The 25,583-nt window shown below is 60.8% G+C and carries 25 protein-coding genes; 6 read left to right on the top strand and 19 right to left on the bottom strand.

Annotation, left to right across the window (positions count from 1 at the left end):
* Positions 1-30 precede the first annotated feature (30 nt).
* From PVT67_RS17935 to PVT67_RS17920, 4 genes are all read left to right on the top strand, one after another.
* Positions 31-363, top strand: a complete 333-nt coding sequence (locus PVT67_RS17935; RefSeq protein WP_301496135.1) for a hypothetical protein — start codon at positions 31-33, stop codon at positions 361-363.
* 58 nt (positions 364-421) lie between these two features.
* On the top strand, positions 422-1,288 hold the full coding sequence (locus PVT67_RS17930) for an AEC family transporter (protein WP_301496133.1): 867 nt from the start codon (positions 422-424) through the stop codon (positions 1,286-1,288).
* Between the two features lie 86 nt (positions 1,289-1,374).
* Positions 1,375-3,243, top strand: coding sequence for a CocE/NonD family hydrolase (locus PVT67_RS17925; RefSeq protein WP_336407776.1), 1,869 nt, complete (start codon positions 1,375-1,377; stop codon positions 3,241-3,243).
* A 125-nt stretch (positions 3,244-3,368) separates the two neighbouring features.
* Positions 3,369-3,758 (top strand): glutaredoxin family protein, encoded by a 390-nt coding sequence (locus tag PVT67_RS17920; RefSeq protein WP_301496131.1) that lies wholly within the window; start codon positions 3,369-3,371, stop codon positions 3,756-3,758.
* Positions 3,759-3,792: 34 nt separating this feature from the next.
* On the opposite strand, the gene PVT67_RS17915 is transcribed toward PVT67_RS17920, so the two are convergent.
* From PVT67_RS17915 to PVT67_RS17830, 18 genes are all read right to left on the bottom strand, one after another.
* The gene (locus tag PVT67_RS17915; protein WP_301496129.1) at positions 3,793-4,029 is read right to left on the bottom strand and encodes a DUF2164 domain-containing protein; all 237 of its coding nucleotides are present in this window, start codon (positions 4,027-4,029) and stop codon (positions 3,793-3,795) included.
* 147 nt (positions 4,030-4,176) lie between these two features.
* Complete coding sequence (locus PVT67_RS17910; protein WP_301496127.1) at positions 4,177-7,158, bottom strand: ImpA family metalloprotease; 2,982 nt, start codon at positions 7,156-7,158, stop codon at positions 4,177-4,179.
* A gap of 223 nt (positions 7,159-7,381) precedes the next feature.
* Positions 7,382-8,110, bottom strand: coding sequence for a methanethiol S-methyltransferase (gene mddA, locus PVT67_RS17905; RefSeq protein ID WP_301496125.1), 729 nt, complete (start codon positions 8,108-8,110; stop codon positions 7,382-7,384).
* A gap of 64 nt (positions 8,111-8,174) precedes the next feature.
* On the bottom strand, positions 8,175-8,402 hold the full coding sequence (locus PVT67_RS17900; protein WP_301496122.1) for a hypothetical protein: 228 nt from the start codon (positions 8,400-8,402) through the stop codon (positions 8,175-8,177).
* Between the two features lie 67 nt (positions 8,403-8,469).
* Entirely contained in the window at positions 8,470-8,724 is a 255-nt protein-coding gene (locus tag PVT67_RS17895; protein WP_336407775.1) for a hypothetical protein, read from the bottom strand.
* Between the two features lie 17 nt (positions 8,725-8,741).
* Complete coding sequence (locus PVT67_RS17890; RefSeq protein ID WP_301496120.1) at positions 8,742-9,149, bottom strand: VOC family protein; 408 nt, start codon at positions 9,147-9,149, stop codon at positions 8,742-8,744.
* Complete coding sequence (locus tag PVT67_RS17885; RefSeq protein WP_301496118.1) at positions 9,100-9,639, bottom strand: helix-turn-helix transcriptional regulator; 540 nt, start codon at positions 9,637-9,639, stop codon at positions 9,100-9,102. Before PVT67_RS17885 ends, PVT67_RS17890 begins: the two co-directional genes overlap by 50 nt.
* A 56-nt stretch (positions 9,640-9,695) precedes the next feature.
* The gene (locus tag PVT67_RS17880) at positions 9,696-10,199 is read right to left on the bottom strand and encodes a hypothetical protein (RefSeq protein ID WP_301496116.1); all 504 of its coding nucleotides are present in this window, start codon (positions 10,197-10,199) and stop codon (positions 9,696-9,698) included.
* A gap of 394 nt (positions 10,200-10,593) precedes the next feature.
* Positions 10,594-11,010: a hypothetical protein gene (locus tag PVT67_RS17875; protein ID WP_301496114.1), complete on the bottom strand. Its 417-nt coding sequence runs from the start codon at positions 11,008-11,010 to the stop codon at positions 10,594-10,596.
* Positions 11,011-11,481: 471 nt separating this feature from the next.
* The gene (locus PVT67_RS17870) at positions 11,482-11,904 is read right to left on the bottom strand and encodes a hypothetical protein (protein WP_301496112.1); all 423 of its coding nucleotides are present in this window, start codon (positions 11,902-11,904) and stop codon (positions 11,482-11,484) included.
* Between the two features lie 115 nt (positions 11,905-12,019).
* Positions 12,020-12,556 (bottom strand): hypothetical protein, encoded by a 537-nt coding sequence (locus tag PVT67_RS17865; protein WP_301496110.1) that lies wholly within the window; start codon positions 12,554-12,556, stop codon positions 12,020-12,022.
* Between the two features lie 83 nt (positions 12,557-12,639).
* Entirely contained in the window at positions 12,640-13,815 is a 1,176-nt protein-coding gene (locus PVT67_RS17860; protein ID WP_301496107.1) for a DUF726 domain-containing protein, read from the bottom strand.
* A gap of 236 nt (positions 13,816-14,051) precedes the next feature.
* A complete protein-coding gene (locus PVT67_RS17855) occupies positions 14,052-14,873 on the bottom strand; it encodes an FRG domain-containing protein (protein WP_301496105.1) in 822 nt (273 codons plus the stop codon).
* Positions 14,874-14,952: 79 nt separating this feature from the next.
* Positions 14,953-15,333: a hypothetical protein gene (locus PVT67_RS17850; protein WP_301496103.1), complete on the bottom strand. Its 381-nt coding sequence runs from the start codon at positions 15,331-15,333 to the stop codon at positions 14,953-14,955.
* Positions 15,334-15,974: 641 nt separating this feature from the next.
* Positions 15,975-16,265 (bottom strand): hypothetical protein, encoded by a 291-nt coding sequence (locus tag PVT67_RS17845; RefSeq protein WP_301496101.1) that lies wholly within the window; start codon positions 16,263-16,265, stop codon positions 15,975-15,977.
* A 666-nt stretch (positions 16,266-16,931) separates the two neighbouring features.
* Complete coding sequence (locus PVT67_RS17840) at positions 16,932-18,683, bottom strand: DUF885 domain-containing protein (protein WP_301496098.1); 1,752 nt, start codon at positions 18,681-18,683, stop codon at positions 16,932-16,934.
* Between the two features lie 219 nt (positions 18,684-18,902).
* Positions 18,903-20,471, bottom strand: coding sequence for a DHA2 family efflux MFS transporter permease subunit (locus PVT67_RS17835; RefSeq protein ID WP_301496096.1), 1,569 nt, complete (start codon positions 20,469-20,471; stop codon positions 18,903-18,905).
* 3 nt (positions 20,472-20,474) lie between these two features.
* Positions 20,475-21,479, bottom strand: a complete 1,005-nt coding sequence (locus PVT67_RS17830) for an HlyD family secretion protein (RefSeq protein ID WP_301496094.1) — start codon at positions 21,477-21,479, stop codon at positions 20,475-20,477.
* 56 nt (positions 21,480-21,535) lie between these two features.
* Between PVT67_RS17830 and PVT67_RS17825 the strand changes: the two genes are divergently transcribed.
* On the top strand, positions 21,536-22,609 hold the full coding sequence (locus tag PVT67_RS17825) for a LysR family transcriptional regulator (protein ID WP_336407774.1): 1,074 nt from the start codon (positions 21,536-21,538) through the stop codon (positions 22,607-22,609).
* Between the two features lie 27 nt (positions 22,610-22,636).
* On the opposite strand, the gene PVT67_RS17820 is transcribed toward PVT67_RS17825, so the two are convergent.
* Positions 22,637-24,871, bottom strand: a complete 2,235-nt coding sequence (locus tag PVT67_RS17820) for a DUF6351 family protein (RefSeq protein WP_301496090.1) — start codon at positions 24,869-24,871, stop codon at positions 22,637-22,639.
* 341 nt (positions 24,872-25,212) lie between these two features.
* Here PVT67_RS17820 and PVT67_RS17815 point away from each other — a divergent pair, with 341 nt between their 5' ends.
* The gene (locus tag PVT67_RS17815) at positions 25,213-25,482 is read left to right on the top strand and encodes a hypothetical protein (protein WP_301496088.1); all 270 of its coding nucleotides are present in this window, start codon (positions 25,213-25,215) and stop codon (positions 25,480-25,482) included.
* The last annotated feature ends 101 nt before the right edge of the window (positions 25,483-25,583 follow it).

Here is a 25,583-nt window from a genome sequence, read left to right as displayed (position 1 = left end):
AGCCGTCTCCTGTTCAGCCAAGGAAGGTCCATGAAGACCCTGATCTGCCCCTTCTGCTACGGGCGCTCCGTGCATGGCGCCCAGGACTGCCACCGCTGCGGTGCCCAGATCCGCTACGGCGTGCGCCACCTGGAGAACTGGTCCCTCTATATCCTGCTGTTCTGTGCCTGGCTGCTGCTGCTGGTTGCCGTCGTCGGCACCTTCACCAATTTGTCCCTGGACAGGGTGCTGGCCGGCCAGGGGCCTGTCTGGCCCCTCTGGTCGCTGCCGGGGGCGGCCCTGGCGGCCACTGTCGCCAGCATCCTCTGGTACAGCCGCAGGGCGCCCAAGTTGGTGCAGTTCCGCGCCGGCCCTTGCCGCTGAGCCCCTTGGGGCCGTGCTAGACTGGCCCCCCGTCACTTACCCTTGCTGCCCAAAAAAGATGCTGGTTTTCAACGCCCTGCTACCCCTCTGCCTCATCGTCGCCCTGAGTTTCCTGGCGGCCCGCCGTGCCCTGCTGCCCGCCGCCTTCTGGCAGGGCTTTGCCCGCCTCACCTTCAGCGTGCTGGTGCCGGCCTTCCTGCTGCTGGGCACCCTGCGGCTGGATCTGCACCTGCTGGGGCCTTACAGCCTGGCCTACTACGGCCCTGTGGCGCTGCTGTTCCTGCTGCTGGCCGTCAAGGTCCGCGCGCCGGGCGCCCTGGCCGGCAGTTTTTCCAATACGGTGCTGGTGGGGCTGCCGGTGATCGCCGCCTTGCAGGGCCAGGCCGGGGTGGACGTGGCCATCGCCATCATCGCCTTCCATTCCCTGGTGCTCTACAGCCTCTTCGCCCTGGTCCAGGGCCGGGGCCTCAAGCCGTTGCTGGCCACCCTCAAGAACCCCATGATCGCCGCCCTGATGACGGGCCTGGCCCTCAACGCCCTGGGCCTCAAGCCGCCCCAGGCCTTGATAAAGAGCCTGGAACTGCTGGGCAACGGCGCCATCGGCTGCGCCCTTATCTGCCTGGGGGCGGCCCTGGCCAGCCTGCCGCCGTTCAGCCGCGGCCAGTGGGGTGAGAGCCTGGTGTTGGCCCTGGCCAAGCTGCTGGGGCTGCCGGCCCTGGTGTGGCTGGGCACCTGGCTCTTTGGCCTGGGTGGCCGGGAGGCCCAGGTGCTGGTGCTGCTGGCGGCCTGCCCCACGGCCGTCAACGTGCTGCCCTTCGTCAAGGAAAGGCCGGCGGCCACCGCCACCATCATGCTCAGCACCCTGGCGACATTGGCCACCATGCCGCTGTGGATGGCCCTGACCCAGCATTACCTGGCCCGTTGAACGGGCCCAGGCGTCGCCCCGGCGGCCTGGGGCTTGGCAACGGCGGGTCGAGCGGGTAAAGCTAGGGAAAACAAAAGGAAGATGCCATGAAAATGACCAAAGCCGCCCTGGCCCTGGCCGCCCTGGGGTTGTCTTGCGCCGCCCTGGCCGGCGACGAGGCCGACCAGGCCCGCGCCCAGTACATCCGCAGCCACTACGCCAAGTACGAATACCAGGTCCCGATGCGCGACGGGGCCAAGCTGTTCACCTCCGTCTACGTGCCCTATGACCACAGCCACAAGTACCCTATCCTGCTGCAGCGCACCCCCTACGACGTGGGCCCTTACGGCAGCGACAAGTACAAGAAGGCCCTGGGCCCCAGCGAGAGTTTCGAGAAGGAAGGCTACATCTTCGTCTTCCAGGACGTGCGCGGTAAGTTCATGTCCCAGGGCGACTTCGTCAACATGAGGCCCCAGGACGCCTTCGAGAAGGGCGGCAAGGCCACAGACGACGCCACCGACAGCTACGACAGCATCGACTGGCTGGTGAAAAACGTGCCGGACAACAACGGCAAGGTGGGCATGTGGGGCATCTCCTACCCCGGCTACTACACCTCGGTGGCCTCCATCCACGCCCACAAGGCGCTCAAGGCCATCTCCCCCCAGGCCCCCATAGGTGACTGGTTCTTCGACGACTTCCACCGCAACGGCGCCTTCGTCACCCCCATGGCCTTCCTCTTCTTCGACAGTTTCGACAAGCCCCGTGACGGTACCATGGCCGCCTGGCCGGAAGGCTTCAAGCTGCCGACCCCGGACGGCTACCAGTTCTTCAAGGACCTAGGCCCCCACGGCAACGTCAACAAGCGCTATTTCAAGAACGACAGGCCTTTCTGGAACGAGCTGACCCAGCACCCCAACTACGACAGCTACTGGCAGGCCCGCAACGTGCTGCCCCACCTCAAGGACACCAAGCCGGCCACTCTGGTGGTGGGGGGCTGGTACGACACCGAGGATCTCTACGGCGCCCTGGCCACCTACGCCACCATGTCCCACCACAACGACAAGGACAACGTGCAGCTGGTGATGGGCCCCTGGTACCACGGCCAATGGAACCGCGGCGACGGCAGCCACATGGGCGAGGCCCAGTTCGGCTTCGACACCGCCAAGTGGTTCCAGGACAATGTTCAGCTGCCCTTCTTCAACCACTACCTCAAGGGCAAGGACGATCCGGATCTGGCCAAGGCCACCGTCTTCGAAACGGGCGCCAACCGCTGGCGCCGTTTCGATACCTGGCCGCCCAAGCACACCGCCAAGGAAACCCTCTACTTCGGTAACGGCGAGCGGCTGCTGGACCACAAGGACGCCAAGGGCGGCTTCAGCGACTACATCGCCGATCCCAACAAGCCGGTGCCCCAATCCACCGCCATCACCCGCGGCTGGGACCGCGACTACATGGCCGCCGACCAACGCTTCGCCGCCCGCCGCCCCGACGTGCTGGTGTTCAACACGGCGCCCGCCAGCGAAGACATGACCATCGCCGGCCAGTTGGACCTGGATCTCTGGTTCTCCACCGACCAGAGCGCCGCCGACATCGTCGTCAAGCTGGTGGACGTCTTCCCCGGCAGCGACGAGAACACCGCCAAGAAGGACGACGCCACCGGCAACCGCCATGAGCTGGTGCGCTGGGGGGTGATCCGCGGCCGCTTCCGCAACGGCTTCAGCCACCCCGAGGCCTTCGTGCCCAACCGGCCGACCGAGGTCAAATTCAGCCTCTACGACGTGCTGCACGACATCAAGCGCGGCCACAGGCTGCAGATCCAGGTGCAGAGCTCGCTCTTCCCCTTCCTGGATCTCAACCCCCAGAAGTACGTGCCCAACATCTTCGAGGCCAAGAAAGAAGACTATGTGCGCGCCACCCACAGGCTCTACCACTCGGCCCAATACCCAAGCTCGGTGAGCTTCCAGGTGCTGAAGTAAGAAGAAAGCCGCCTCAGGGCGGCTTTTTCATGGCCTGGCCAGATTTGGCGAAAAGCTGGCCAGGCGGGTAGACTGGCCCCTTCCTACTTTCCAACCGCTGTATGCCCGCCGGGCAGAGGAAGGCCATGAGAGCTGTTATCCGTTTGTTTTTCTTCGTACTTCGCCGCCTGTTGATGCCCTTCATGCTGATTTACGCGGTGCTCAGCAAGCCCAAGCCCGTCTCCCGCAGCCCTGAGGCCCAGGCCGAGGTGGACGCCGCCTGTCACGGCCTGACCCTCTACCAGTTCGCCACCTGCCCCTTCTGCATCAAGGTCAAGAAAGAGGTGCACCGCCTGGCCCTGCCTATCGCCATGGCCAACATCAGGCGCGATCCCGCGGCCCGCCAGGCCCTGCTGGCCGGCGGCGGCAAGGGCCAGGTGCCCTGCCTGCACATCGCCCATGAAGACGGCCGGGAGGAATGGCTCTACGAGTCTTCGGACATCAACGCCTACCTCCAGCAGCGCTTCGCCGCCTGACCACAAAGCCGCCCCAGGGCGGCTTTTTCATGCCTCATTTTTCCAGGGCGTAGAGGTCGTCGGAGAGGGTGTCCAGGCGGGCCATGACGGCGCCCTGGGCATCCTTGAGGGCCTGGTTGTAGAAGCGGGGCCCGATTTTTTCGGCAAAGAAATCCAGCAGGAATTCGGCGTCGAACTGGCCCAGATCCTGGTCCAGCTCTCGCTCGAAGTAACGCTGTATGGCCTGCACCAGTTCTGCCTTTTCGGCGGCGTCGAATTGGATCTTGCTCATGCCCTGGTTCCCCTTATTGGCCGGTCTTGGTGGCCGGCCCGCTTCACGACTTGGTCCCGGCCACTCTAAAGGGATGCCTGCCGAAACCCAAGCCAAGCCGCCGCCGCGCCGATAAGAAAAAGCCCTCTGGCGAGGGCTTTTTTGGGGTCAGGAAGCGGGCCAGGCCGTGCTGCCGTCGATGGGCAGCTTGGCGGCGCCCTTCATGTCCATGCACTGGCTGTCGGCCTTGTAGAAGACCAAGGCGGCGGCGGGGTAGCCGTAGGCGGCCACCTGGCTGGCGGCGCCGCTGCTGTAGCGAATACCCCAGGCGTCGAACAGGGGCCTCAGGTCTCTTTTCAGCAGGTAGGAGCCGGCCATGACCATGAAGTCGTTGCCGTCCAGGCTCGGGGCCGTGGCGAAGCTGCCCATGCCCAGGGCGTCCTTCTGGGCCGTCCAGGTGGCGGCGTCCTGGCTGGCGTGGTTGAACAGCCGCTGCTCGAGGTAGAGCAGGGTGTAGAGCTCCCAGCCGTTGTCCAGGCCGCCGACGTCTTCGGCCAGGAAGGCCAGTTGCAGGTAGAAGTCCAGGCGCTGGCCGGCGTTGTCGTAGATGCCGGTCTGGCTCCAGAGCTTGTCGTACATGGCCTGGGTGGGGTCGGCCTGGTTGTGGGCGTCCTGCAGCCACAAATAGGTGGTGGCCGGGCTCTGGCGGTCGCAGCTGTCGATGCGTTCGCCGCTGTCCATGAAGCGCTGCCAGCCCTTGTGCAGCGGGAAGATGTTGTTGGAAGTCTCGCTGGAGCGGCCGCCGTAGATGCGCAGCAAGGCGGGCTGGTTGTTGTGGCCTATCTCGTGGCTCTCGCCCCAGCCGAAGGGGTCCAGGGTCCAGGCCTGGTCATAGGGGTTGCCCGAGCAGCCGGCGCCGCAGTTGGCGGACTCGTCGATGTTGATGTGCTGCAGCTTGGGCTTGGCGTGGATGACCGGGTCTGTGCAGTCCCAGCCCAGGCTGGTGCAGCGGGCCTGGACGGCGGCGGGCAGGGCCAGGCCCTCGCCCTGGTAACCGGCCAGGTCATAGGTGCCCTTGATCATGTAGGTCCAGACATCGTCCAGGGCCTGCTGGGCATTGCCCTGGTAGCGGCTGCTGTTGATGAAGTCCTGCATCATGTGGCGGCGGCTGTTGATCTCCACGAAGTCGGTGCGGATCCCGGACCAGTTCAAGGCGGTATCGTTGAGCTGCGCCAGGAAGTCGGCCGCCTTGCTGAAGTCGGTGAGGTAGGGGTAGGGGGTGGCGCCGCTGATCTGCAGGCTGAGCTGGCCGCTGCCGGCCGGCAGCTGCACCATCAGGGGGCCGCCGTAGGGGCTGGTGATGGTCTGGCCCTGGCCCTGCTTGAGGTCGAAGGTGGGGGACTGCAGGAACTTGGGCCGCAGGTAGCCGTTGGTGTTGAACTCGCGGGTCGAGCCGGTGCGCTGGGTGTTGATGAAGAGGCCGAGGCTCACCGCCTGGCCGTCGGTGCGCAGCACCGAGATGCTCTGGCCCGGCAGCAGGTAGAGGCCGGTGCCGCGGAACTCGCTGTCGGCGCCCAGGGTGAAGTTCAGGGTCTGGTTCACCAGCGGCAGATTGGCGGGCAGGGTGTCGCTGAAGTTGCCCAGATCCGGCTGGGCCGGGTTATGGCTGTGGTGGTAATAGGCCAGGTGGTCGGCCAGGTAGGCCGCCATGAAGCTGTTGATGTTGGTGCTGGCCTTGTCCATGGGGTAGTGGATGCCCTGGCGGTAGCTGTCGCCCAGCAGCACGAACAGCTTGCTGAGGGTCAGGCTGTCCTGGTTGAACAGATCCAGGCCCTGGCGATCCAGCTGGTTGAGCCCGGCCCTGAGCGCCCTGGCGCCGTCCAGGAAGGCGCTGTGCAGGCCCGCCACCTGGTCGCAGCTGGTGGTGCCGACGCTGCTGGTGCAGGCGGACCAGTCGAAGCTGAAGTCCTGGTCCACCAGATGCTGGACCAGGGTCTGCTCCGCCTTCAGCCAGGGGGCGGCGTCGAGCATGGCCTGGGCGTCGCTCCAGGTGGCGCTGGCGTTGGCAAACCAGTTGCCGGCGTAGGGCAGGCTGGCCCCCAGCAGGGCGGCGGTGCCGTCGGACAGGGCGTTGCTGCCCCAGCTCCAGTGTTGGTAGAGGAGGGGCACGCCCTTGGCCAGGCTGGCCTTGAGGGCGGCCACCACAGTGGTTGCGTCGCCGTCGGCGGCCTGCATGCCGCTGACCACCAGCTCGCTGCCGGCCAGGCAGTCGGCCAGGGTGGCGACGTCGTTACAACTCTTGATGGTCCACTGGGGGAACTGGGCCTGCAGCCAGTTGCGGCTGGCAGTTTCATAGCCCCCTAGGAAGGCCAGGGCCACGCTGTGGGCCTGGGCCGGGTCGGCGTTCAGCAGCCAGCCCAGCAGCCGCTGGGTGGCGGGGACCAGGGCCGGGAAGTCGCCGCCGTCCAGGCGGGCCAGCAGCGGGGTGCCGAAGGCGGCGTAACGGCCGCCGCCCTGGCTGCCGGCCAGGGCCAACACCTGGCCGGTACTGGCCTCCAGCAGGGGGAAGCTGCTGTCCGGCGCGCTGATGTTGAAGATCTGGGTGTTCTGGCCAGGGGCATAGTCGATGGCGTCGGCCGCGAAGACGGTGCCGGCCAGGGTCGACTGTTGGCCCTGGATGCCGGTGATGGTGGCCTGGATCCGGGCCAGCAGGCTGGCGCTGTCGGTGTAGCTGGCGTCGCCTGCGGCCAGGGCCCGGGTGACGCCGTCACGGCCGTCGACGCCGCTGACGGTCACGGTCATGGCGGTGCTGCCGCCGTGGCCGTCGCTGATGGTCAGGGTGCCCTGGTCGTCGCCCTGGGTGCCGGCATTGGCGGTGTAGCTCAGCTGGTCGCCTGCCAGGCTGAAGCTGCCGAGGCTGCCCTGCTGGCTGACGCTGGCGGTCAAGGTATCGCCGTCGGCGTCGCTGGCCTGGCTTTGCCAGTTGCCGGACGCCGACTGGCTGGCCCAGTCGTAGGTCAGGGCCAGGGCGCTGGCGGTCGGAGCCTGGTTGCTGTTGGGGGCTTGGTCCTTGGCCGGGGCGGCATCGCCGCCGCCACCGCCGCCGCAGCCTGCAAGCAGGAGGCTGCCGAGAAACAGGAGCTTTTTCATCACGTTGCCTTGTTGTTCTTTTGCAGGGGATGGTAACGGATACAGGCGCCAGGGACAGGGCAGGCCGCCGCCGGCCTGGCCTCCCTCATGCCTTTTTATTGAGCATCAGTCAGTACTGGTGCCCAGCTTGCCAGGGTTTGGGAAGCCGTTGCCGTACAAAAATGTGGCCCCAACAAGGTGGGGCCATGGGGCAGAGTGAGCAGGGTTTCCAGGGGCGAAGGGTTCAGCGCCGCCGGCCGAAGGGACAGAGCCTCGGCACCTGTTGGCGGTAGCGCAGGTACTCGGCGCCGTGGTAGCGCACCAGATCTTTTTCCTCGAAATACAAGGCGATAAGGATATAGGCGCTCATGGCCAGGGAAAACAGCAGGTGGCCGCCGCTCATCACTGGGGTGGCCCAGAAGGCCAGCAGCATGCCCAGCATCATGGGGTGGCGTACCAGCCGGTAGAGGGAGGGAGTGTGGAAGTGGGGGTGGTGGTAGGCCTTGCCGTAGGCCTGGCACCAGACCTGCTTGAGGCCGAACAGATCCCAGTGGTCGATAAGGAAGCTGCCCACCAGTACCAGTAGCCAGCCCAACCCGAACAGGCCCCAGAGCAGGGCTTTTGCCACAGGGCTCTGGAAGGTCCAGATCTCGCCCCCCAGGGGCTGCCAGTAAAAGTACAGCACCAGCAACACCAGGTTGGTGGCCAGCACATAGGTGCTGCGTTCCATCCATTCCGGCAGCAGCCTGGCCAGCCAGGCCTTGTACCAGGCCCTGGCCATGATGCTGTGCTGCAGCCCGAACAGGGCCACCAGCCCCAGATCCACGGCCAGCCCCGGCCAGGCCGGCGCCGTGGGCTTGGCGTCTATGCCCATGGGCACCAGGTTGCCGACGAAGCCGATCAGGTAGAGGAAGAGGGCCAGGAACAGCAGGTAGCAGAGGGCGCCGTAGGCAAGGGGGAAGGCGCGGGCCATAAGGGGCTCCCGCTGGTGGGTGATAGTTTCAGCCTAGTTGATGTATCTGCAGGGGGCGTGACCTTTAAAGCTCCACCACCTTCAGCACCTGCTCGCCATCCTCTTGGGACTGGACCAGGAAGGTGCTGTTACAGGCGTCGCAAGTCACCTGGGCGTCTGAGCCCGCCTGGCCCAGCAGCAGGGTCAGGCCGTCACACTTGCAGATCCAGGCGACGTTGTTGCCTTTGGCGATGGCCTTGGTGCTTTGCCCGTCCTTGTAGATGACGGGCACGGTATGTTGTTTCTGAGGCATGGGTATTGGCTCTGTGGTTGTCGCCGACATCCTAACTGACGACACATCCATCGCCTAGGCCACCTGCCTAGCTGCGCTGGTTGTTGGGGGCTATTTCACCTTCTTTGGCTGACCCGCTCCGCCATTGCCTGGCATAGGGCAGCGCGAACAGGTAGAGGCCGGTGAAAAGCAGCAGGGCCAGCGGCAGCAGCGGCGAATAGGTGATCCAGGCGGGAGGCTGGCCCCTGGTCATGGCGGCGAAGTTGGCGGCCACCGTCAAGGTGAAGAGGATGGACACCCAGCGGTGGAACTGGCGGACCCCCTTGCTCATGGTCTGGCTCATGGTCTTTTCCCTCCGGTTCAGCGGCGTGCCTGGATCATCTTCCAGCCGTTCCCCGAAGGGTCGCGGAAACCGGCGTCCACGGTGCCGAACCTGTCCTGTGGCGCCTGGGTGAATTCCACCCCCGCGGCGCGCAGCCGTTCATAGGCGGCACGGCAATCCTCGACGATCAGCACCAGGGGCGGCATGGCCCCCTTGGCCACGGCGGCCTGCAGCGCCTGGGCCGTGCCGGCGTCATGCATGGGCGGGCCTGGGGTAAAGAGGCCCAGCTGGAAAAAGGGCTGGTCGGGATGCTGTACCGTCAGCCAGCGGAAATCGCCGTTGCGCACGTCGGTGTGGACGCGAAAGCCGAGCTTGTCCACGTAGAAGTCGAGGGCTTCATCCTGGTCCCTTACGTAGAGACCCGCTACCTGTACACCCTGGTTCATGGTTCACCTCCTTTGGTTGAGCCTCATTTTTATCCTCTCCCTGGCGGCGCCGCTTCTCCGAAACTGCTGTCTTCAGATCGGGCCTGTGGGCGGCGCTGAGGATGCAGCCGGGCACACTGCCTATCCCCTGGGCCCCGGCCTGGGCCCGCTCCCGGAAGGCGCCGGGGTTCTCACCCTTGATGTCGCGGAAGATGCGCCCGAAGGTGCCGAGGCTCTGCCAGCCGGTCTGGAAGGCGATGTCGGTGATGGGCAGCTCGGTGTCGCGCAGCAGCGCCGTGGCCTTCTCTATGCGCCGGGTCAGCAGGTAACGGTGAGGCGGTATCCCGAAGGCGTCCTTGAAGGCGCGGGCGAAGTGCGCTTCCGAGAGGTGGGAGATGGCCGCCAACCGCCGCACGGGCCAGTCTTCCTGGGGAGCGGCGTCCATGCCGTCCTTGGCGCGCAGCAGCCGGCGTAGCAGCAGCGGGTCCTGGTCTGCGAGTTCCTTGCTCATGTCGTTTGGTTAGCAGTTAATGGTGCTGAAGGCCAGGGGATCACGATAACCCCTTGTTATTTATCCTGCACCAGCTGGTTGCCATCCAGGCGGTAGTTTCTGGTCACTTCCTGGGTAGGCGCCGCCGCCATGGGCTCGCCCGGTGCCCTGTCGAGCCAGGTCACGGAGATGACGCCATCCTTGATGGCCACCGCTGTGACCTTGATCCTGTCCCCCAAAAAGACGGACGCCACTCCGTGCAGCTTGCCGTCCTTGCCGACCACGGCCGCCAGGTAGGCGAAGCTGCCGCTGCCCCCCGGCTCCGCCACCAGCACGGCGGCCGCATCCAGGGTGCCGTCACCGTCGAGATCCCCAGTGGCGAAGCTGTCCGCCAGCCGCACTTTCAGTTTTGTCGCCGACCCCGGCGCCGCCGGGCCTGCGTATTGCCCTTGGTTCAGGGTCACGTAGCCGTCGGGCGAGAGCTCGAGTTGGTAGTCCACCGTGCCCAGTTCCTTGAAGCTGGGCGCCTGGCCCTGGCAGGCGGTGAGTAGCAGGGCCAGTATGGTGATGAGTTTCTTCATGTCGATTCGGCTTCCATTTCCAAGGGATGGGTAACTTTGGTCCGGTATTCTGAGGGTAAGCGGATAGGATTGAGCCGTTGTTGAACGCGGCGCTTTATTTGAAGTGCGGTTTTGTTAAAGCAGGGGGGCGCCCCTGCACGCGCCCTACTTTCTTAATGCTAAGAAAGTAGGCGGGGCCTCCCAGGCAAAGAAGCCACCCCCTGGACGCCGCCCTGCGGGTACCCTCGTCTCCGGTCGTTTGCCGGTCACCGGTTCATACGCGCTCCCGGCACGTACTCACCTGCCTCGATATCCCTATCTCGGCTGACCTCCCACTCCCTGCACCTCGGCGGCTTTAAGGGGGAAACTACGGCAGCTCCGTTCTGGCTTGGTTGTTGAGGGTAGGTGCCCTCTTTCAACTACGGAAGAGTGCCCAGAGTGCGTAAATTGGCAGAACAACACACCACGCGAACAAGAAAGCGGGAGCAATAAAGCGCATGACTCCCTTTACTTCTTGTGGGTCGATTTGCTCCCAATCCGCATTTTTCAGTGCAACCAAGCCGAAATCACTTTCAAATCTTCCCTTGACCTCTACGCATTCATTTTCCAACGCATCGTCTATCACCTGTTTTAAAGCGAGCAGGCCTTCGCGATTCCCGACGATAGAATCGTCCCAGGCGTCATCATAGATTTTTACCCACGGTTTGTTAGGCAACTTAAGCTCCTCATGGCTTATAAGGCTTGCCGGATCACAATCTAGGTGTTTCCACCACCAGCCACTTGATAATGCAGGGGGGCGCCCCTGCACGCGCCCTACTTTTACTCGGACCATCCCTGCTCCTCGCCCTTCGGGTAATCGTCGCAAGCTCCGATATTCAAAATCGTTCCAGACGATTTTGTGTTGGAAAAAGTAGGCGGGGCCTCCCAGGCAAAACCATCGCCCACGTTTACTCAGACCGTCCTGGTCTTCGCCCTGACGGGCCATCGTCGCATAGCTCCGATGTTCAAAATCGCTCCCGGCGATTTTGTCGCTTGATCTTCGCCTCTAGCTTCGACTAACTCCCGAGTGGCTAGCCGTCCTTGGCGGCTCATTCCGGCTCGGCCATCCAGGACCTCGCGCGAAGCAGCACGAAAGCAGTGCTTTCATGTGCAAGCTTCGCCCCGACGCGTACTCACCTGCTTCGACATCCCTGTCTCAGCTGCCCCTCCACTTCCGCCGGCTCAGCGCTGCACTTAACGGGCATAAGAGCGGGTAGCTCCGTTCTGGCTTGGTTATTCGGAGGCGGTACAGCGGTTTCTCTGCCTAACGACGTTTGAATGCCTTTCTTGGCGGGCGAGATTCCAAATCTTTTCTCAGCTTCTGCACTGTGAGTTCTGTCAATTCATCTTGTAAAGGTTGAACCTTGGTATGCCAGCGATAGAATCCAAATAGTATCAAGAGCAGCCCTAATCCACCTACCCCGCCGGAGCACCGTAGAAGAAAATTCTTGTCGTCGAGAGAAACGTCCATTTTCTTTTTCAGTAACTTAAGATCAGTTTCTTGAACTGGAGTACGGATTTTAATCGACTCTAATGCTTCAATTGAAAGTGCCGTATTATAGAAGAAATCGTTAGTGCTCCGATTAAGATATAATACTGATGAAAGGCTAAAGATAAAAATAACCAGGCCAAAAAGCGCATAGAATTTATAAATGTTGTCAGTTGGTAAAGGTATCCTGTTTTCCAATTGTTATCCGCCTATTCTAAAACATCATTACGTTGTTAGATTGCACTTGATAAAATTTAGCCAGTTAGTTAAAGCGGGTGAGGTCCAACGTCGGCCTGAAAAGAGTTGTTAGAGCCTACTCTTCGTCTCTTCGGCGAAATTCTTCAAGCTCCCAGACGGACAAACCTCTCTTGCCTGCCACTTCCCTGAGTTCCGTTACGGCGTTTTTATAATCATCAATGGAGTCATTGGTTGTCCAGTCGTAGGTGATCTTCGCCTTATCGCGAATGATCCCATCAATTGGGCAATGCGGTGGCTCTTCAATATAGCCAGTTGCCCAAAGATATTTCAGGTGCAGGTTGATCAGCTTTTGGGCGATACCAATTCTAAATCTGCCGTTGTGAAGTTTGTTCCCGAGTTTTTTTGTGACCTCGTCCGCAGTGTTCTTGATGAACTCAATATGCTCATCTTCCGTAACACCCCCCTTGGCGTACTTCTGCTCTAGCTTTTCAAGTACAGCACGAAGAATCTTCTTTTCCTTCTTCCTCTGATGGGACTTGATTCCCTTCGCATAGACGGGGGCATCACCATCCCTAGTAGAAAGGGAAGCTTTAAGGCTAAGAAGGCCTAGCTCATAACTGAGGAAGCGCTTCTTGTCATTTTTATTTTCCATGACTTTCTCCTGTAGGCTCTAATGCTTCAAACGCGGGTGCAGCTATGCTGCATCCGTGTGATTTGACTTATTAGATCTTGTTTTTATATTTTACAAAAACGACTCAAGTTCTCTTTGTATTTTGTATGTCCGGCTACAGTATCTGAAACGTTTATATTTTCTATTTTTCCAGCACCTGTTTCAATAGGGTTTCTTCCAATTGGGCTGCTAGCAAAAAACGTCCCAGCCTTGTAGAATGTCGCCAGTACCCAGTCGTTAGTGCTGTAATAATTATTGATTTGGCCATTGGTCGCTAATATAGCTTTGTTCCAGTCCTCTGCTTTGTTTCCAACAGCACCTCCAAGCAAATGGGCATCTGTGATGTAGTTTGATTTTTTAGTGCTCAAAGTTTCTAGCGCATAGTAAATCACCCTTGCGCCAAGTGAGTGTCCAAACAAAATGTATTCCGAATTTGTTCTCGCAATAATGTCCGCTAAAAGAACCCCTGTTTGGCCTGCCTTAACCAAAGCAATACTCCATGGATTAGAAGCCAACCCCAGAGCAGTCATTACATTTCCAACAGGCCCAAGGCGTTTAGCGGCCTGTTTTGCAGCTTTTTTTGCCCACTCTGTTATTAATTTTTGAGCTGCTACTTTGCCGCCATGAGCGGATAAATTTTTACCTATGTCGTAAAGTCTTTTTGACTCCCACCTGACGTAATACCATGGATTATCAGGGTACATTTTAGCCAGCGATTCTTCCCAATCTGAAGGGGTTGGTTTTTTTTCAGTTAGGAATCCGTCAATGAATAAAACCTTAGCTCCTTTTCCTTTTTTAATAAGCTCAATTTCGAAACCGTCAACGTCTTTGAAATAACTATTAGAAATTACACCACCAGCAGTCCCGCCGAGTGCAGCGCCGGTAGCTCCTAATATTGCAGCCCCACCAGCCATTCCAAGGCCACCTGCAGCTAAGGAACCACCACCTACTGCAGCTAAACCAGCATTAGTTGCAGCCGCACCAGACAACCCTAAAATGCTTGTTCCTATGGCTCCACCAATTGCTGGAGCCGCTGCTAGTGCAATGGGACCAAGAACTGCAGCGCCACCAATGCTTAGGGCTGCGATTGTTCCAACTTTTTGTATGTTGACTGCATCTCTTCTAAATATTTCTTCATAATCTGTAATGTCATTTAATTGTAACGAAAGCCTTTCAAAGCTTGCTATTGAACCATCATGCTCAGCACAAAGCTCATTATCCCACTCGCCACCCCTTGCCATACTTTTGCAAAAACGACATTCGAGGGTTTTCTTTTCACAGGAAGAACATTTATATAGGTTCCTTCTTAAATAGTTCTGCTCAAGCAGTATGTGCCTGGTCTTCTGAAAGCACCACGAACAATATGAAAATTCACTAGATGGCATATTGATTTCCTTTCAAAACTCTAATGACTACTATAACCGGAGAAAAAAGCGGAACGCAGCGTAGATTTTTGTCATTCGCGATCATGGCATTGTTATGTGCTATATTTGCTCGATATATATTTCGCTGAATTTTCAATGTAAGGAAACGCCGTGCTTTCATTGATATTCAAGCTATCCAGTTCGCCGAGTATTTTCTCCTTTGCATCCTTATTGATGTCGATGCGTTCAACACCTATAGAAGTGGTGCCGGCCTCAGGAAGCACCGCATTACGACCAAAAAGCAAAAAAGCACCTGACTGAGATAAAATTCTGTTGTTATTCATCTTCCCTTTTACGCAAACAATTGATTCAAGATCGCCTGGAATTAATCGGCTTAAGAAAAATGGCTTTTCTTCCTTAATCAAATGAACCAACCTTTTTGCCTCTTCGGTTTCATTGAAATCATCGATGCCAAGGGTTAGATTAAGTTTTTCTTTATCATCTTTCGGCAGCCTAGCAAGATTAGAAATACAACTCGCCGTATCACTATCGAAGAACTTAACCTCATTTTTCTTGATCCTAAAAACAATAATTTGGCCGGTTTTGTCGGGTTTGCTTTTGGTAGCAAAATAAAGCGCCATTAGTGGATTTGAGCTTATATCAAGCAAGCGAGTAGGCAATGAATGATGCTGCATTCTTACTAGTTTATCTAGGGCGGACAAGTCACCTATAAAGTCAGATGGATTTGATATTAATAGCTCCCTAAACATAACGGCCTCATTTTCTATATGTTTAGTCTTCCTGTGTAACGATGGCTCAAGCTTGTACTTATCTTTGTCAGAATGTCCTCGATAGAAAAGTAATTCATCATCAGCCTTGGAAAGGCTGAAGACCTTTCTAATCAGTCCTTCTGTGCTTGTGATTCCTTTGCTCATACGCCTCTACGATCTCTTTTATGTATAACGCCCCGTACAGGGGCAGACAAAGTGGAGCGATTGCTGCGGTTTGTTATGGTTACTTACGACGAACATATTTTTGTAGATCTTCTATTGCCGAAATTAGAACGTCGGGTTTGTTGAAATCATAGTCTCCGACCGAATTGAAGGTGCCACAGGATTTCTTTGCTTGCACATAATTGGCTAGAGAAATATCTAGCCTTTTATATTTTGAAGAAGATATATGTTGCTTTAACCCTATAAGAGAGTTCTCCCCAAAGGAATTTGCGCTATTTGGAAAAGAGCCACTTTTAGCGGAAATCCTTTGCTTTTCCAGAACTTCAAAAATAGGCAAAGCAATTTCATTAAATTCTTTCCTTTTCTCTCGCCCTAATGCCAATCGATTGCCAAAAAATAAGCCAATCAAAGTTCCAAGCAATCCAGTAAATATCGCTAACATTAGCTGCGTTCCCTTTTTGAACCATGACAATAGTTATGAAGCCGGCTCGTTCTTACTCATTAGACCACTTCAAGGGGGAGGTTAACCCATTGATCTTCATGGTTATCACTGTGTCTCCCCTGGCATCGCTGCGCAAAAACGAGCCGGCATCCGTGATAAAGGTGCCAAACTGCCACTCCCCGGCTGGATATACTGTATTCCCGTCCAAAAATCCTGAACGAAACTGGCGGCCTTGAAGTAGCTAACCGGGCTGGTCGATACAGGCTCTTCGCCCCGTTAAGCGCAGCGCTGAGCCGCCGGAAGTGAAAGGCCAGCCGAGACAGGGACGTCGAGGCAGGTGAATACGTGCCGGGAGCGCGTATGAGCCGGTGGTCTGATAACGACCAGAGGCGAAGGAGAAGCGAAGCGTGGGGCCGGGTTTTGGGTACTTTTGCCGCAAAAGTACCGCGCCGCGGGGCGCCCCCCGCAAACAAAAGCCGTGCCGCAGGCACATTAAAAACCACACTACCGCCCTTGAGTTGCAGCTCTCCATCATCGAACTCTTCCCTATCATTATTCTCGCCCAGGGTTGCACCGGATGGTCCCCCCTTGGGAAGCCGTCCTGGCGAGGCACCCGGCTCGTACATCCTGTGTACTCGCGCTCAGCTGCGAGAAAGCGGTGCTTTCTCTTCGAGCTTCGCCCTGATCCCATGGATCTCTTCCTTGGCCATTTCAAAGGCCTTCTCGATGATCTCATAGGCGGCGCTGTGGCCCTGGTGGCTGTGCCCGGCGCGGATGGCTTGGCCGTGGCGGTCTGCCTCACCCAAGGCGTGGGAGATGCTGACCAGCAGTTGGCTGACGGTGCCCAGCACCTGGCTGTCGTCCGACAACCTGGCCGCCGCCTGGGTAACGGAATCGGTGATCTGGCCGTTGACGGGGGTTGGTATAGCCATGAGAAACGCTCCTTGTACTGTGTGGAAAGGCAGCATCGAAGCTGCGTGATTGGAATAGTAGACCATGGCCTGCCGGTGGGGGCGGGGGCTCTATCCCCCTTGGAGCCGCCGAGCGGGAGGCTGCGTGAAGGAAGTCGAGCCATGGACGGCGAGACAGGTGAATACGCGTCTGGACACGCGTATGAACCGGTTCCTGGCAAGCAGCTGGACGTGAGGGCACCGCGCAGCGGCGGCGGAAGCGGGGGTGCCCTCTTTGGTTACTTTCTCTTGCACAGAGAGAAAGTAACCCGCCCGCCGGGGCGGGACCCGGCAATAAAGCCGTGCCTGCGGGGCGCCCCCCGCGAACAAACAGCCGTGCCGCCGGGGCGAAGCTCGAAATGAAAGCATGCTTTCATGCTGCTTCGCGCGAGCCTCTGGAAGGGCGAGCCGGAATGAACCGCCATGGACGGCTTCCAACTCGGGACCCGTTTGTAGCGGCAAGCTAGGCAGTCATGTCAAAACCCACGCTACCGCCCTCAGAACTTCCATCTGCGTCGCCAAAGGGCCTGTCTGTTCCTTCTCTGCTCAGCAACCAAGCTACTGATAGATAAGCCTTAAGTAAACAAAAAAGCCCCCTTGAACAGGAGGCTTTTTGCGGGGATGAAAGGGGACGCCAGTCCCCTTCAATCACTTCCGAACCTTCTCACGGGCAATAAAGGCATCGATCTCCCGCTCCATGGTGGACAGGGGGATGGCGCCGTTGGCCAAGAGCGCGTCGTGGAAGCGGCGGATATCGAATTTCGGCCCCAGTTCCTTCTCGGCCTTGGCCCGCAGCCGCTCTATGGTCAGCTCGCCCAGCTTGTAGGATAGGGCCTGGGCCGGCCAGCTGATGTAGCGGTCGGTCTCGGTCTGGACGTTATGCAGCGCCAGGCCTGTATTGTCGGCCATGTACTGCAAGGCCCGCTCGCGGCTCCAGCCGTACCAGTGGATGCCGGTGTCCACCACCAGGCGGGCGGCGCGCCAGGCGTCGAAGATCAGCTGGCCGAAGCGCTCGTAAGGGGTGTGGTAGTAACCCGCTTCCACCCCCAGGTGTTCGCAGTAGAGGCCCCAGCCCTCGCCGAAGGCGCTGATGTAGGCCTCGCGGCGGAAGGGCGGCAGGTCGGTCAGTTCCTGGGCGAGGCTGATCTGCAGGTGGTGGCCGGGCACGGCCTCGTGCAGCGTCAGGGCCGGCAGCTCGTAGAGGGGCCGCACGTTGAGGGCGTAGGTGTTGACCCAGTATTCCCCCGGCCTGTCGTCACTGGCCGAGCCGGAATAGCGGCCCGTGGTGTAGTTGGGGGCTATGGCCGCCGGCACCGGCTCGACGCCGTAGGTCTTGCGGGGCAGCTTGCCGAAGTAGCGGGGCAGCAGCTCGTCGGCGCGCTTGGCGTACCAGGAGGCTTCCTTGAGCAGCTGCTCGGGGCTGTCCACGTAGAACCGGGGATCGGTGCGCAGGAAGTGCAGGAAGTCCTGGAAGCTGCCCTTGAAGTGCAGCTCCTTGATGATGGCGTCCATCTCCTTGTGGATGCGGGCCATCTCGCTCAGCCCCAGCTGGTGGACCTCCTCGGGGCTGATGTCCAGGGTCACGTAGTGCTGGATGCGGTTCTTGTACCAGGCGCGGCCATTGGGCAGCTCGGAGAGGCCTATGCTGTCGCGGGCGCCGGGTATGTAAGTGTCGACCATGAAGTCATGGAACTGCTGGAAGGCGGGCAGCACCTGCTTTTCCACCAGGGCCTTGGCCTTGGCCTTGCGCGGGTCGCCGTCCGGCAGCTTGTCGAAGGGGCTCAGGAACTGCTCGGCCTTGGTGTAGGACTGGATGTTCTGGCCCACCAGGCCCAGTACCGCCTTGGGTTGGGTGATGCCCTTGGTCAGGCCTTCTTGCAGCCAATGGGTCTGCTGGGCCATGTAGCGGGGCACCCCGGCCAGGGCGCCGAGGTAGCGGTCGTAGTCGCCGTCGTCCTTGAAGCGCATCTGGCTCTTCATGTCGGCGATGTCGGCCCAGAAACCGTACTCGGAGGTCAGCGGCATCATCTGGGCGCCGAAGCGGTAGCTGTCCAGGCGGTCATCCAGCTCGTAGAGCAGCATGGTCTTGGAGATCCTGTCCTGGTCGTCGAGGCTGGCGGTGGGCACGGCCACTATGCTGGCCTTGAGCCGCTGCCAGTAGGCGTCCTGGTCGGCCAGGGCCTTGGGGGACAGGTCCGGCAGGGTGCCGGCGCTGCGCAGGGGGTTATCGCTGCTGGCGATCAGCTCGTCATAGTGGCCGGCGGCCTGCCAGTACTGGTCCATCAGGGCCGCCAGGGCGCTGTGCTGGATCTCGGCAGAGCTGGCCTGGGGCTGCTGGGTCTGGGCGCAGCCGCCCAGCAGGGCCAGGCAGAGGGCGGCGACGGGTGCGATGCGGTTCATGGATAGTCCTTGGTGTTTTTCCCCAGTGTGCGGATATGGCGTTGCCAGGCAATGGCATCAGGACCAAAGGCTCCTGGTGCGGGGTGAATGCCTGGCAACGGCCTCAGAGGCGGGCGGCGAGATCGCCCTGGGCCAGGGCCGGCAGGGCGAGAAGCAACAGGGGGCAGGGGCTTTCACCCGGATCTCCTTCTGGTATCCGGATGTTTTATCACAATTTTTTCAGGCTGCCTGCTTTTCGACCTGGGGACTGTCGGCCTGGGATTGGGGCTGGGCCTGCTGCTTATGGGCGGGCTTGATGGCGATCACCGACAGGGCGGCGATGAAGAGCAGGCCACCCATCAGCAGGAAGCCGTCGTTGTAGGCCATGACGGCGGCCTGCTTCTTGATCTCCTGCATCAGCAGGCCATAAGCCTGGTTGCTGCTGCCGCCCTGGGCCACCATCATCTGGCTGGCCTGGGCCATCCAGTCGTGGAGGTTCTGGGAGCCGGTGACCAGGGTCTCCTTGACCTGCCAGAGGTAGTGGCGGCTGCGCACGTCCAGCAGGGTGGCCAGCATGGCGATGCCGACGGCGCCGCCGAGGTTGCGCATCACGTTGAGCAGGGTGGAGGCCGAGGGGGCCTCCTCCTTGGAGATGTTCTGGGTGGCGATGATGGACAGCGGCACCATCATGAAGGGCTGGGACATGGCCCTGACCAGCAGCGCCGGGATCAGGAAGGCGCCGTCGTAGAGCACCGACATGTTGATGTTCATCCACATGCTGATGGCGATACCCACGAAGCCGGCGAATACCAGGTAGCGGGGGTCCACCTTGTTCACCAGCTTGGGGATCACCGGGAACAGCGGCAGCTGCGGGAAGCCCACCCACATCAGCACCAGGCCGATCTGCATGGCGTTGTAGTCGTGCACCTGGGCCAGGAACAGCGGCACCATGTAGACGGAGCCGAAGAGGCCGGCGCCCAGGGCGAAGTAGGCCAGGCAGGCCTTGGTGAAGTCGCTGTTGCGGAACAGCTTCAGGTTCACCAGGGGGAACTTGGTGCTGAACTGGCGCCAGACGAAGAGCACCAGGCTGACGGCGGAGATCACCGACAGCCAGCGGATGTATTCGGCGTCGAACCAGTCGTCCCTAGAGCCTTCCTCCAGCACCACTTCCAGGGCGCCCAGGCCCAGGGCCATGGTGATCATGCCGAAGATGTCGATGCGGCCCAGCTCGTCGTCGTCGCGGTCACGCTTGTCCAGGCCCATGGCCAGCAGCGCCATCACCAGCAGCCCCGGCAGCACGTTGAGGTAGAAGAGGTAGTGCCAGCTGAAGGTGGCGGTAAGCCAACCGCCCAGGGTGGGGCCTATGGAGGGGGCGAAGGTGGCGGTGACCCCGAACAGGGCCATGCCCACCGGCTGCTTTTCCTTGGGCAGCAGCGTCATGATCAAGGTGAAGGCCATGGGGATCAGGGCGCCGCCGGTGAAACCCTGCAGGGCCCGGAAGGCGATCATGGACTCCAGGTTCCAGCTGAAGGAACAGGCCAGGGAGGCCAGCACGAAGCCGGCGCTGTTCCACAGCAGGTAGCGCCGGGGCGACAGCCAGCGGGTGAAGAAGCCGGTCAGGGGTATGGCGATCATTTCCGCCACCAGATAGGCGGTGGCGATCCAGGAGGATTCGGACAGGGTGGCCCCAAGGGCCCCCTGGATCTCCTTGAGGGAGGAGTTGGTGATCTGGATATCCAATATGGCCATGAAAGCGCCCACCAGGGCGCCCATTACTGCCAGCCAATTCTTGGGGATCCGCGAGACCATCTGTTACTCCGTGTGTACCCTGGCCAGCACCGACATGCCGGGGCGCATGACGCTCAAGTCCTGGCCGGCGTCGAAGGCGATCCGTACCGGCAGGCGCTGCACCACCTTGGTGAAGTTGCCGGTGGCGTTCTGGGGCGGCAGCAGGGCGAACTCTGAGCCGGTGGCGCCGGCAAAGCTTTCGACATGGCCCTTGAACTTGACCCCGGACAGGGCGTCGGCCTCCACGTCAACAGGCTGGCCCACCTTCATGTCGGCCACCTGGGTTTCCTTGTAGTTGGCTTCCACCCAGATATGGGGGGTCACCAGGCTCAGCAGGCGGGCGCCGGGGGCGGCGCTCTGGCCCAGCTGCACCTGGCGGCTGGTGACCATGCCGTCGCGGGGGGCCACTATGGTGGTATAGGACAATTGCAGCTTGGCTTCCTCGACCTTGGCCTTGGCGGCGGCCAGCAGGGCTTCCAACTGGGGCTTCTCGCCCAGGATCACGGCCAGCTGGGCCTCCTCGGTGGCGATCTGGGACTGGGCCTGGGCCAGGCGGGCCTTGGTGGCGTCGCGGGCCAGCTTGGCGGCGTCGAGGTCGTCGGCGGACACGTACTGCTTGCCGGAGAGGCGGGACAGGCGGCTGGCCTGCTGCTCGGCGCGCTTGAGTTCGGCATCGGCGGCGTCACGGCTGGCCTTGGCGGACTGCACCATGGTCTGCTGGGCCTGCTGGCGGTCGACCAGGTGGTCAAGCACGGCCTGCTGCTGGGCTTGGGCCGCCTGGGCCTGGGTCAAGGCAACTTGGTAATCGCTGGGGTCCAGTCTCAGCAGGGGGGTGCCGGCCTTCACCTGCTGGTTGTCTTCGACCAGTATGGCGGTGACTGTGCCGTTGATGCGGCTCATGATCGGCACTATGTCCGCCTTGACGTAGGCGTTATCCGTCGTTTCCTGGCCCTTGTGGAGCCACCACCAGGCGCCGGCTCCTATTCCCAGGACCACCAGCACCAGCAGGAAAAGAATTCTTCGAGACATTGGACCTCCATAATGAAGGTCGACATCCTAACTCTGTTCCATTATTTTGATAAGTCGTGTTGTATGATACGTACTGTTTCTTATCTAGAACAACGGTGCCGGAGCTGGAGGTTGCAGTGGATCTTAATGAGATTCAAGTCTTTACCAAGGTAGTCGAGGTTGGCAGTTTCACCGCGGCCGGCGAAAGGCTGGGCATGACCAAGGCCACCGTCAGCCGCAAGATAGCGGACCTGGAGGAGAGGCTGGGCGTCCGGCTGCTCAACCGCACCACCCGCCAGCTCAACCTGACCGAGACGGGCCAGGCCTTCTACGAGCGCTGCTCGCGGATCATGGCCGACCTGGGCGACGCCCAGGCCCTGGTCACCACCCGTGCCGAGCAGGTGCGGGGCAAGCTCAAGGTGGTGATGCCCATCGAGCTGGGCCAGCTGTTGATGGGCCGTTTCCTGGGCCACTTCATGCAGAAGTACCCGGACGTGGAGATCGACGCCGAGCTCACCAACCGCCGTATCGACATGGTACAGGAAGGAGTGGATGTCCATATCCAGGTCGGCCTGGGCCAGGACTCCAACCTCATCGCCCGCCGCCTGGGCACCAGCCAGAAGGTGCTGGTGGCCGCCCCCGAGTACCTGGAAGGCAACGGCGCCATCATGCACCCCGAGGATCTGGCCGACCACGAGAACGTCCTGCTCAAGACCGCAGGCGACAGCTACGAACCCTGGCATTTCAACAAGGGCAAGGAGCGGGTGACGGTGCAGCCCAAGGGCCGCATGCACTGCAATAACGTCACCTTCGCCCGTGAGGCCCTGGTGTCCGGCTTGGGGGTGGGCTTCCTGCCACTGTTCCTGGCCCTGCCCTACGTCAACGAAGGGCGCCTGGTGCGGGTACTGCCCGATTGGGACATCGAAGGGGCTGACATGTACGCCCTCTACCAGAGCCGCCAGTACATGCCCAAGCTGCTCAAGACCTTCCTGGACGAGGTGAGCGCCACCATGGCGGAGATGAGCAAGCTCAAGACCCACTGCATGCTGGACAAGGAACACCTGCTGGACCAGCTGATGAAGAACCAGGGCGGTTCAGTGGCGTCCCAGATGGAAAAGGCGGGCGCCCTACCCAGGAAAGGGGCCGCCTGAGCAAATGCCGGCAGCTGCCGGCATTTTTCATGGTGCCAGGCCCATGTCTTCGTCGCTGGGCCTGGCCTGGTCCCCCTGGCTGTAGTCGCAGACCCCGTCCTTGAACACCAGCTTCAGCCAATCCCGCCAGGGCCTCATGTCGACAGGCGCGTAGAGGCCCTGGGCCAGGGCCGCATCGACCGGGATGCGGGCGCACCTGAAGATGTCCCCGGCCAGGGGGCTGCCCGCCCTGTTGCGGGGCGAGCTGTAGGCCGGGAAGGCCTGGAGGCAGGCCCCTTCCGCCTTGCCGTCCCAGGGGCCGTCCCAGACGCCTGGGCCCTGGGCTATCACCTCACCGTCTCCCTTGAAGCAGCTGTCCACCGCCTCGGCGGGCTTGCGGCCCGTGGTCAGCCACCTGTCCACCAGGGCCAGGATCTTCGCTATGGGTTCATAGGGCTTGTCGGCCATCCAGATCACCAGGTTGTCGGCGCTGCCCTGGGCGCGCAGCATCCGCGCCTTGGCCGAGAGGCTGGCAAAGGAGTGGTGCATGTTGAGGCTGGGATCCAGGTAGGGGCGGAAGTCGATGGTGGGCAGGCGTTCACGGCCCAGAAACACCTGGCCGCCATGGTAGGCGGCGGCCTGGGCGGCAGGGTAGCCCTGGTTGCGCCGGGCCACTTCGAGCGTCTTGGGGGCCGGGCCTTGGAAGAAGCTCAACGGCAGCACGCCGCCGGGCCTTTTCTGCATGTTCTGGTCGCTCCACAACGACAGCCGGGTCAGGTCTTCGTCCCCCGACAGTACCCAGTAGCGCTCCGGCTGCTGCTGGGCCGGGGGTTTCCAGCCGCCGATATGGGCGTTGAGGTGCAGGAATTCCGGCACGCTCAGCTTGCCTTCCTTGAGGGCCTCCAGGCCGTACTGGACGCCGAGGTTGTCGAAGGTGCGGTAGCCGTAGCCCTGGTCGTCCAGGCCGTAGATAGGGGCCAGGTCGTGCCAGTAGCTGAAGTGCATGGCCTTGGCCAGCTCGGGGGCGAAGAAGCGGGCCCTATGGAAATAGCGGGGGTTGTTGGTCATGGGCCCCAGGCCGCGCCAGCTGGCGGCACATTCGGTGGCGCCGGGGGGCATCCGGCTGGACTTGAGCTGCAGCCACTGGGACCAGTTCTCGAAGCGCCGGTAGCGCTGCTCCTTGGTGCTGGAGGCGGCCAGGCCTTCCACCAGGGTGCGTTCCTCCTGGCGTTGCCAGCGCGGGCCTGCTTCCTGGTCGAAATAGTATTCCAGCAGTTCGCAGTCCAGGGCCCAGATGGACTGGGTCACCATGTCAGGGAAGGAGTAGAGGGGGACCAGGGCGTCCAGCAGGCCGGGAGCCGTTTCCGACAACACGTACTGCTGGACGGCGCCTCCCGAGCCGCCGATGCCGACCGTGTAGCGGGGCTGGCCGTAGCGGGCCACGAACTGGGCCTTGACCAGCTGGGCGTTGCGGGCGGCCCGCCAGAGATCGTAATGGGTGCTGGTGATGTTGCCGCTGGAGCTGAGCACGGCATAGCCGGCCAGCAACTGGGGCAGCAGGTGCTTGGTCATGTCGCTCAGGCGCAGCCGGCCCTGGTAACTGCCGATGCCGACCCCACCCTTGAAGTTGAAGATGATCCTCTGGTTCCAGCGGCTGGCGTCGCCGAGACCCGCCTTGGGGTCGGCCAGCATGGCGATGCCGTAGATGTAGCGGCCCAGAGTGCCGCGCTCGATGCGCAGAACCAGCGGCTTGCCGTCCTTGTATCCCATGTCGGCGGGAAGGGCGCCGGCTGGCAGCGGCTTCAACTGGTCCTGGGCAGGATCTTGACCGGCCGGCAGGTAGTAATAGTCGACCCGGGTCTTGAGCCGGCAATCCTTGCTGTAGCCCAGCACTTGGCCGTCCGGCCCCTGCACCGGGGTACCGGCGCCCTGCTGGTTGTCTACCAGGGGCTGGCCGAGATCGGACTCCTCGGTGGCGCAGGCGAAGGGGTAGTCGGGGGGCCAGAAGCTATCCAGGGGCCCAACCTCGCCGGGCTGCACCGGCAGCTGGAAGGCGCCGGCGTCGAAGGGCACCAGGGAAGGGTGAGGACCCGCATAGGGTGGCGAGGGGATGAAGGGGTCGTAACCGGCAGGCAATGCCTCCACCAGGTGGGGCGGTGGCTCTGGGGTCAGCTCTTCTCCCAGCCAGTCCAGGGTCAGCTTGCTGCCGGGAATGGCGGCCATGGCCACCAGGATCAGGCCACCCAGCCAGGGCTTCCAGAAACCTTTGCCTCTATCGGTCATGGTGCCCCCTCTCTTTTTTGCTGCCTCAAGATCAGCGTAGCAAGGTCAGCGCCGGCTGCCTTCGGTAGCGCCTTTTTGGCTGTTACCGGAAAGTTGTGATGCAGGTAGCAGAAACGTAAATAGCCCCCGGGCCCTGCCTGGCTTTGCATTCCTTTCTGCAACAGTTAGTTACGCAATGTAGTGCTTGCTAATTGAGCATCGGGTTCCCGATAGGTGAAAATTTTGCCTTGGTCGCTGAATGCCACCTGAATCATTCTTGGGGCGCAGAGGTGGGAAAGAGGGCTAAGACAATGCACCGAGTTCTGATAGGAATGCTGGTCGCGTTGGCAGGGACGCCCGCCATGGCGGTAACGCTAAAAACAATCCAAAGCGAAGAAGTCGAACCCAACATCGACTGGTACCAGGGGCAAGTCCCCCAACTCCAGGCCGGTGAACAGGCCAAGGCTGTGGAACATAAGCTCTTGGAGATCAAGGTCAGCAACAGCTTGACCCTGGGTTTCGAGGGCCACCTGGAGACGGTACCCATGCCTGGCCAACAGCAAAGCAACCAGGTCTCGCCTGTGGGCCCCTCGTCTGTGGCCTATCAGCTGACCTTGAGCTGGCGCTTCTGAGCTTTTGAACTTCTGACTAAAAATAATACGCTTGCAAAATCGAAGGGCGCCTGGCGCCCTTTTTGCCGTCCAGGCCCTGGTTGCATACTACAGTGGAAGCT

It is taken from the genome of Gallaecimonas kandeliae (assembly GCF_030450055.1).
Classification (GTDB): domain Bacteria; phylum Pseudomonadota; class Gammaproteobacteria; order Enterobacterales; family Gallaecimonadaceae; genus Gallaecimonas; species Gallaecimonas kandeliae.
This window is presented reverse-complemented; position numbering and strand designations above follow the sequence as displayed.

What these genes read in the sequence shown, in the direction of transcription:
- PVT67_RS17935 (WP_301496135.1), top strand. Translation starts at nt 31, where the DNA reads ATGAAGACCCTGATCTGCCCCTTCTGCTACGGGCGCTCCGTGCATGGC.
- PVT67_RS17930 (WP_301496133.1), top strand. Translation starts at nt 422, where the DNA reads ATGCTGGTTTTCAACGCCCTGCTACCCCTCTGCCTCATCGTCGCCCTG.
- PVT67_RS17925 (WP_336407776.1), top strand. Translation starts at nt 1,375, where the DNA reads ATGAAAATGACCAAAGCCGCCCTGGCCCTGGCCGCCCTGGGGTTGTCT.
- PVT67_RS17920 (WP_301496131.1), top strand. Translation starts at nt 3,369, where the DNA reads ATGAGAGCTGTTATCCGTTTGTTTTTCTTCGTACTTCGCCGCCTGTTG.
- PVT67_RS17915 (WP_301496129.1), bottom strand. Translation starts at nt 4,029, where the DNA reads ATGAGCAAGATCCAATTCGACGCCGCCGAAAAGGCAGAACTGGTGCAG.
- PVT67_RS17910 (WP_301496127.1), bottom strand. Translation starts at nt 7,158, where the DNA reads ATGAAAAAGCTCCTGTTTCTCGGCAGCCTCCTGCTTGCAGGCTGCGGC.
- mddA (WP_301496125.1), bottom strand. Translation starts at nt 8,110, where the DNA reads ATGGCCCGCGCCTTCCCCCTTGCCTACGGCGCCCTCTGCTACCTGCTG.
- PVT67_RS17900 (WP_301496122.1), bottom strand. Translation starts at nt 8,402, where the DNA reads ATGCCTCAGAAACAACATACCGTGCCCGTCATCTACAAGGACGGGCAA.
- PVT67_RS17895 (WP_336407775.1), bottom strand. Translation starts at nt 8,724, where the DNA reads ATGAGCCAGACCATGAGCAAGGGGGTCCGCCAGTTCCACCGCTGGGTG.
- PVT67_RS17890 (WP_301496120.1), bottom strand. Translation starts at nt 9,149, where the DNA reads ATGAACCAGGGTGTACAGGTAGCGGGTCTCTACGTAAGGGACCAGGAT.
- PVT67_RS17885 (WP_301496118.1), bottom strand. Translation starts at nt 9,639, where the DNA reads ATGAGCAAGGAACTCGCAGACCAGGACCCGCTGCTGCTACGCCGGCTG.
- PVT67_RS17880 (WP_301496116.1), bottom strand. Translation starts at nt 10,199, where the DNA reads ATGAAGAAACTCATCACCATACTGGCCCTGCTACTCACCGCCTGCCAG.
- PVT67_RS17875 (WP_301496114.1), bottom strand. Translation starts at nt 11,010, where the DNA reads ATGGTCCGAGTAAAAGTAGGGCGCGTGCAGGGGCGCCCCCCTGCATTA.
- PVT67_RS17865 (WP_301496110.1), bottom strand. Translation starts at nt 12,556, where the DNA reads ATGGAAAATAAAAATGACAAGAAGCGCTTCCTCAGTTATGAGCTAGGC.
- PVT67_RS17860 (WP_301496107.1), bottom strand. Translation starts at nt 13,815, where the DNA reads ATGGCAAGGGGTGGCGAGTGGGATAATGAGCTTTGTGCTGAGCATGAT.
- PVT67_RS17855 (WP_301496105.1), bottom strand. Translation starts at nt 14,873, where the DNA reads ATGAGCAAAGGAATCACAAGCACAGAAGGACTGATTAGAAAGGTCTTC.
- PVT67_RS17850 (WP_301496103.1), bottom strand. Translation starts at nt 15,333, where the DNA reads ATGTTAGCGATATTTACTGGATTGCTTGGAACTTTGATTGGCTTATTT.
- PVT67_RS17845 (WP_301496101.1), bottom strand. Translation starts at nt 16,265, where the DNA reads ATGGCTATACCAACCCCCGTCAACGGCCAGATCACCGATTCCGTTACC.
- PVT67_RS17840 (WP_301496098.1), bottom strand. Translation starts at nt 18,683, where the DNA reads ATGAACCGCATCGCACCCGTCGCCGCCCTCTGCCTGGCCCTGCTGGGC.
- PVT67_RS17835 (WP_301496096.1), bottom strand. Translation starts at nt 20,471, where the DNA reads ATGGTCTCGCGGATCCCCAAGAATTGGCTGGCAGTAATGGGCGCCCTG.
- PVT67_RS17830 (WP_301496094.1), bottom strand. Translation starts at nt 21,479, where the DNA reads ATGTCTCGAAGAATTCTTTTCCTGCTGGTGCTGGTGGTCCTGGGAATA.
- PVT67_RS17820 (WP_301496090.1), bottom strand. Translation starts at nt 24,871, where the DNA reads ATGACCGATAGAGGCAAAGGTTTCTGGAAGCCCTGGCTGGGTGGCCTG.
- PVT67_RS17815 (WP_301496088.1), top strand. Translation starts at nt 25,213, where the DNA reads ATGGCGGTAACGCTAAAAACAATCCAAAGCGAAGAAGTCGAACCCAAC.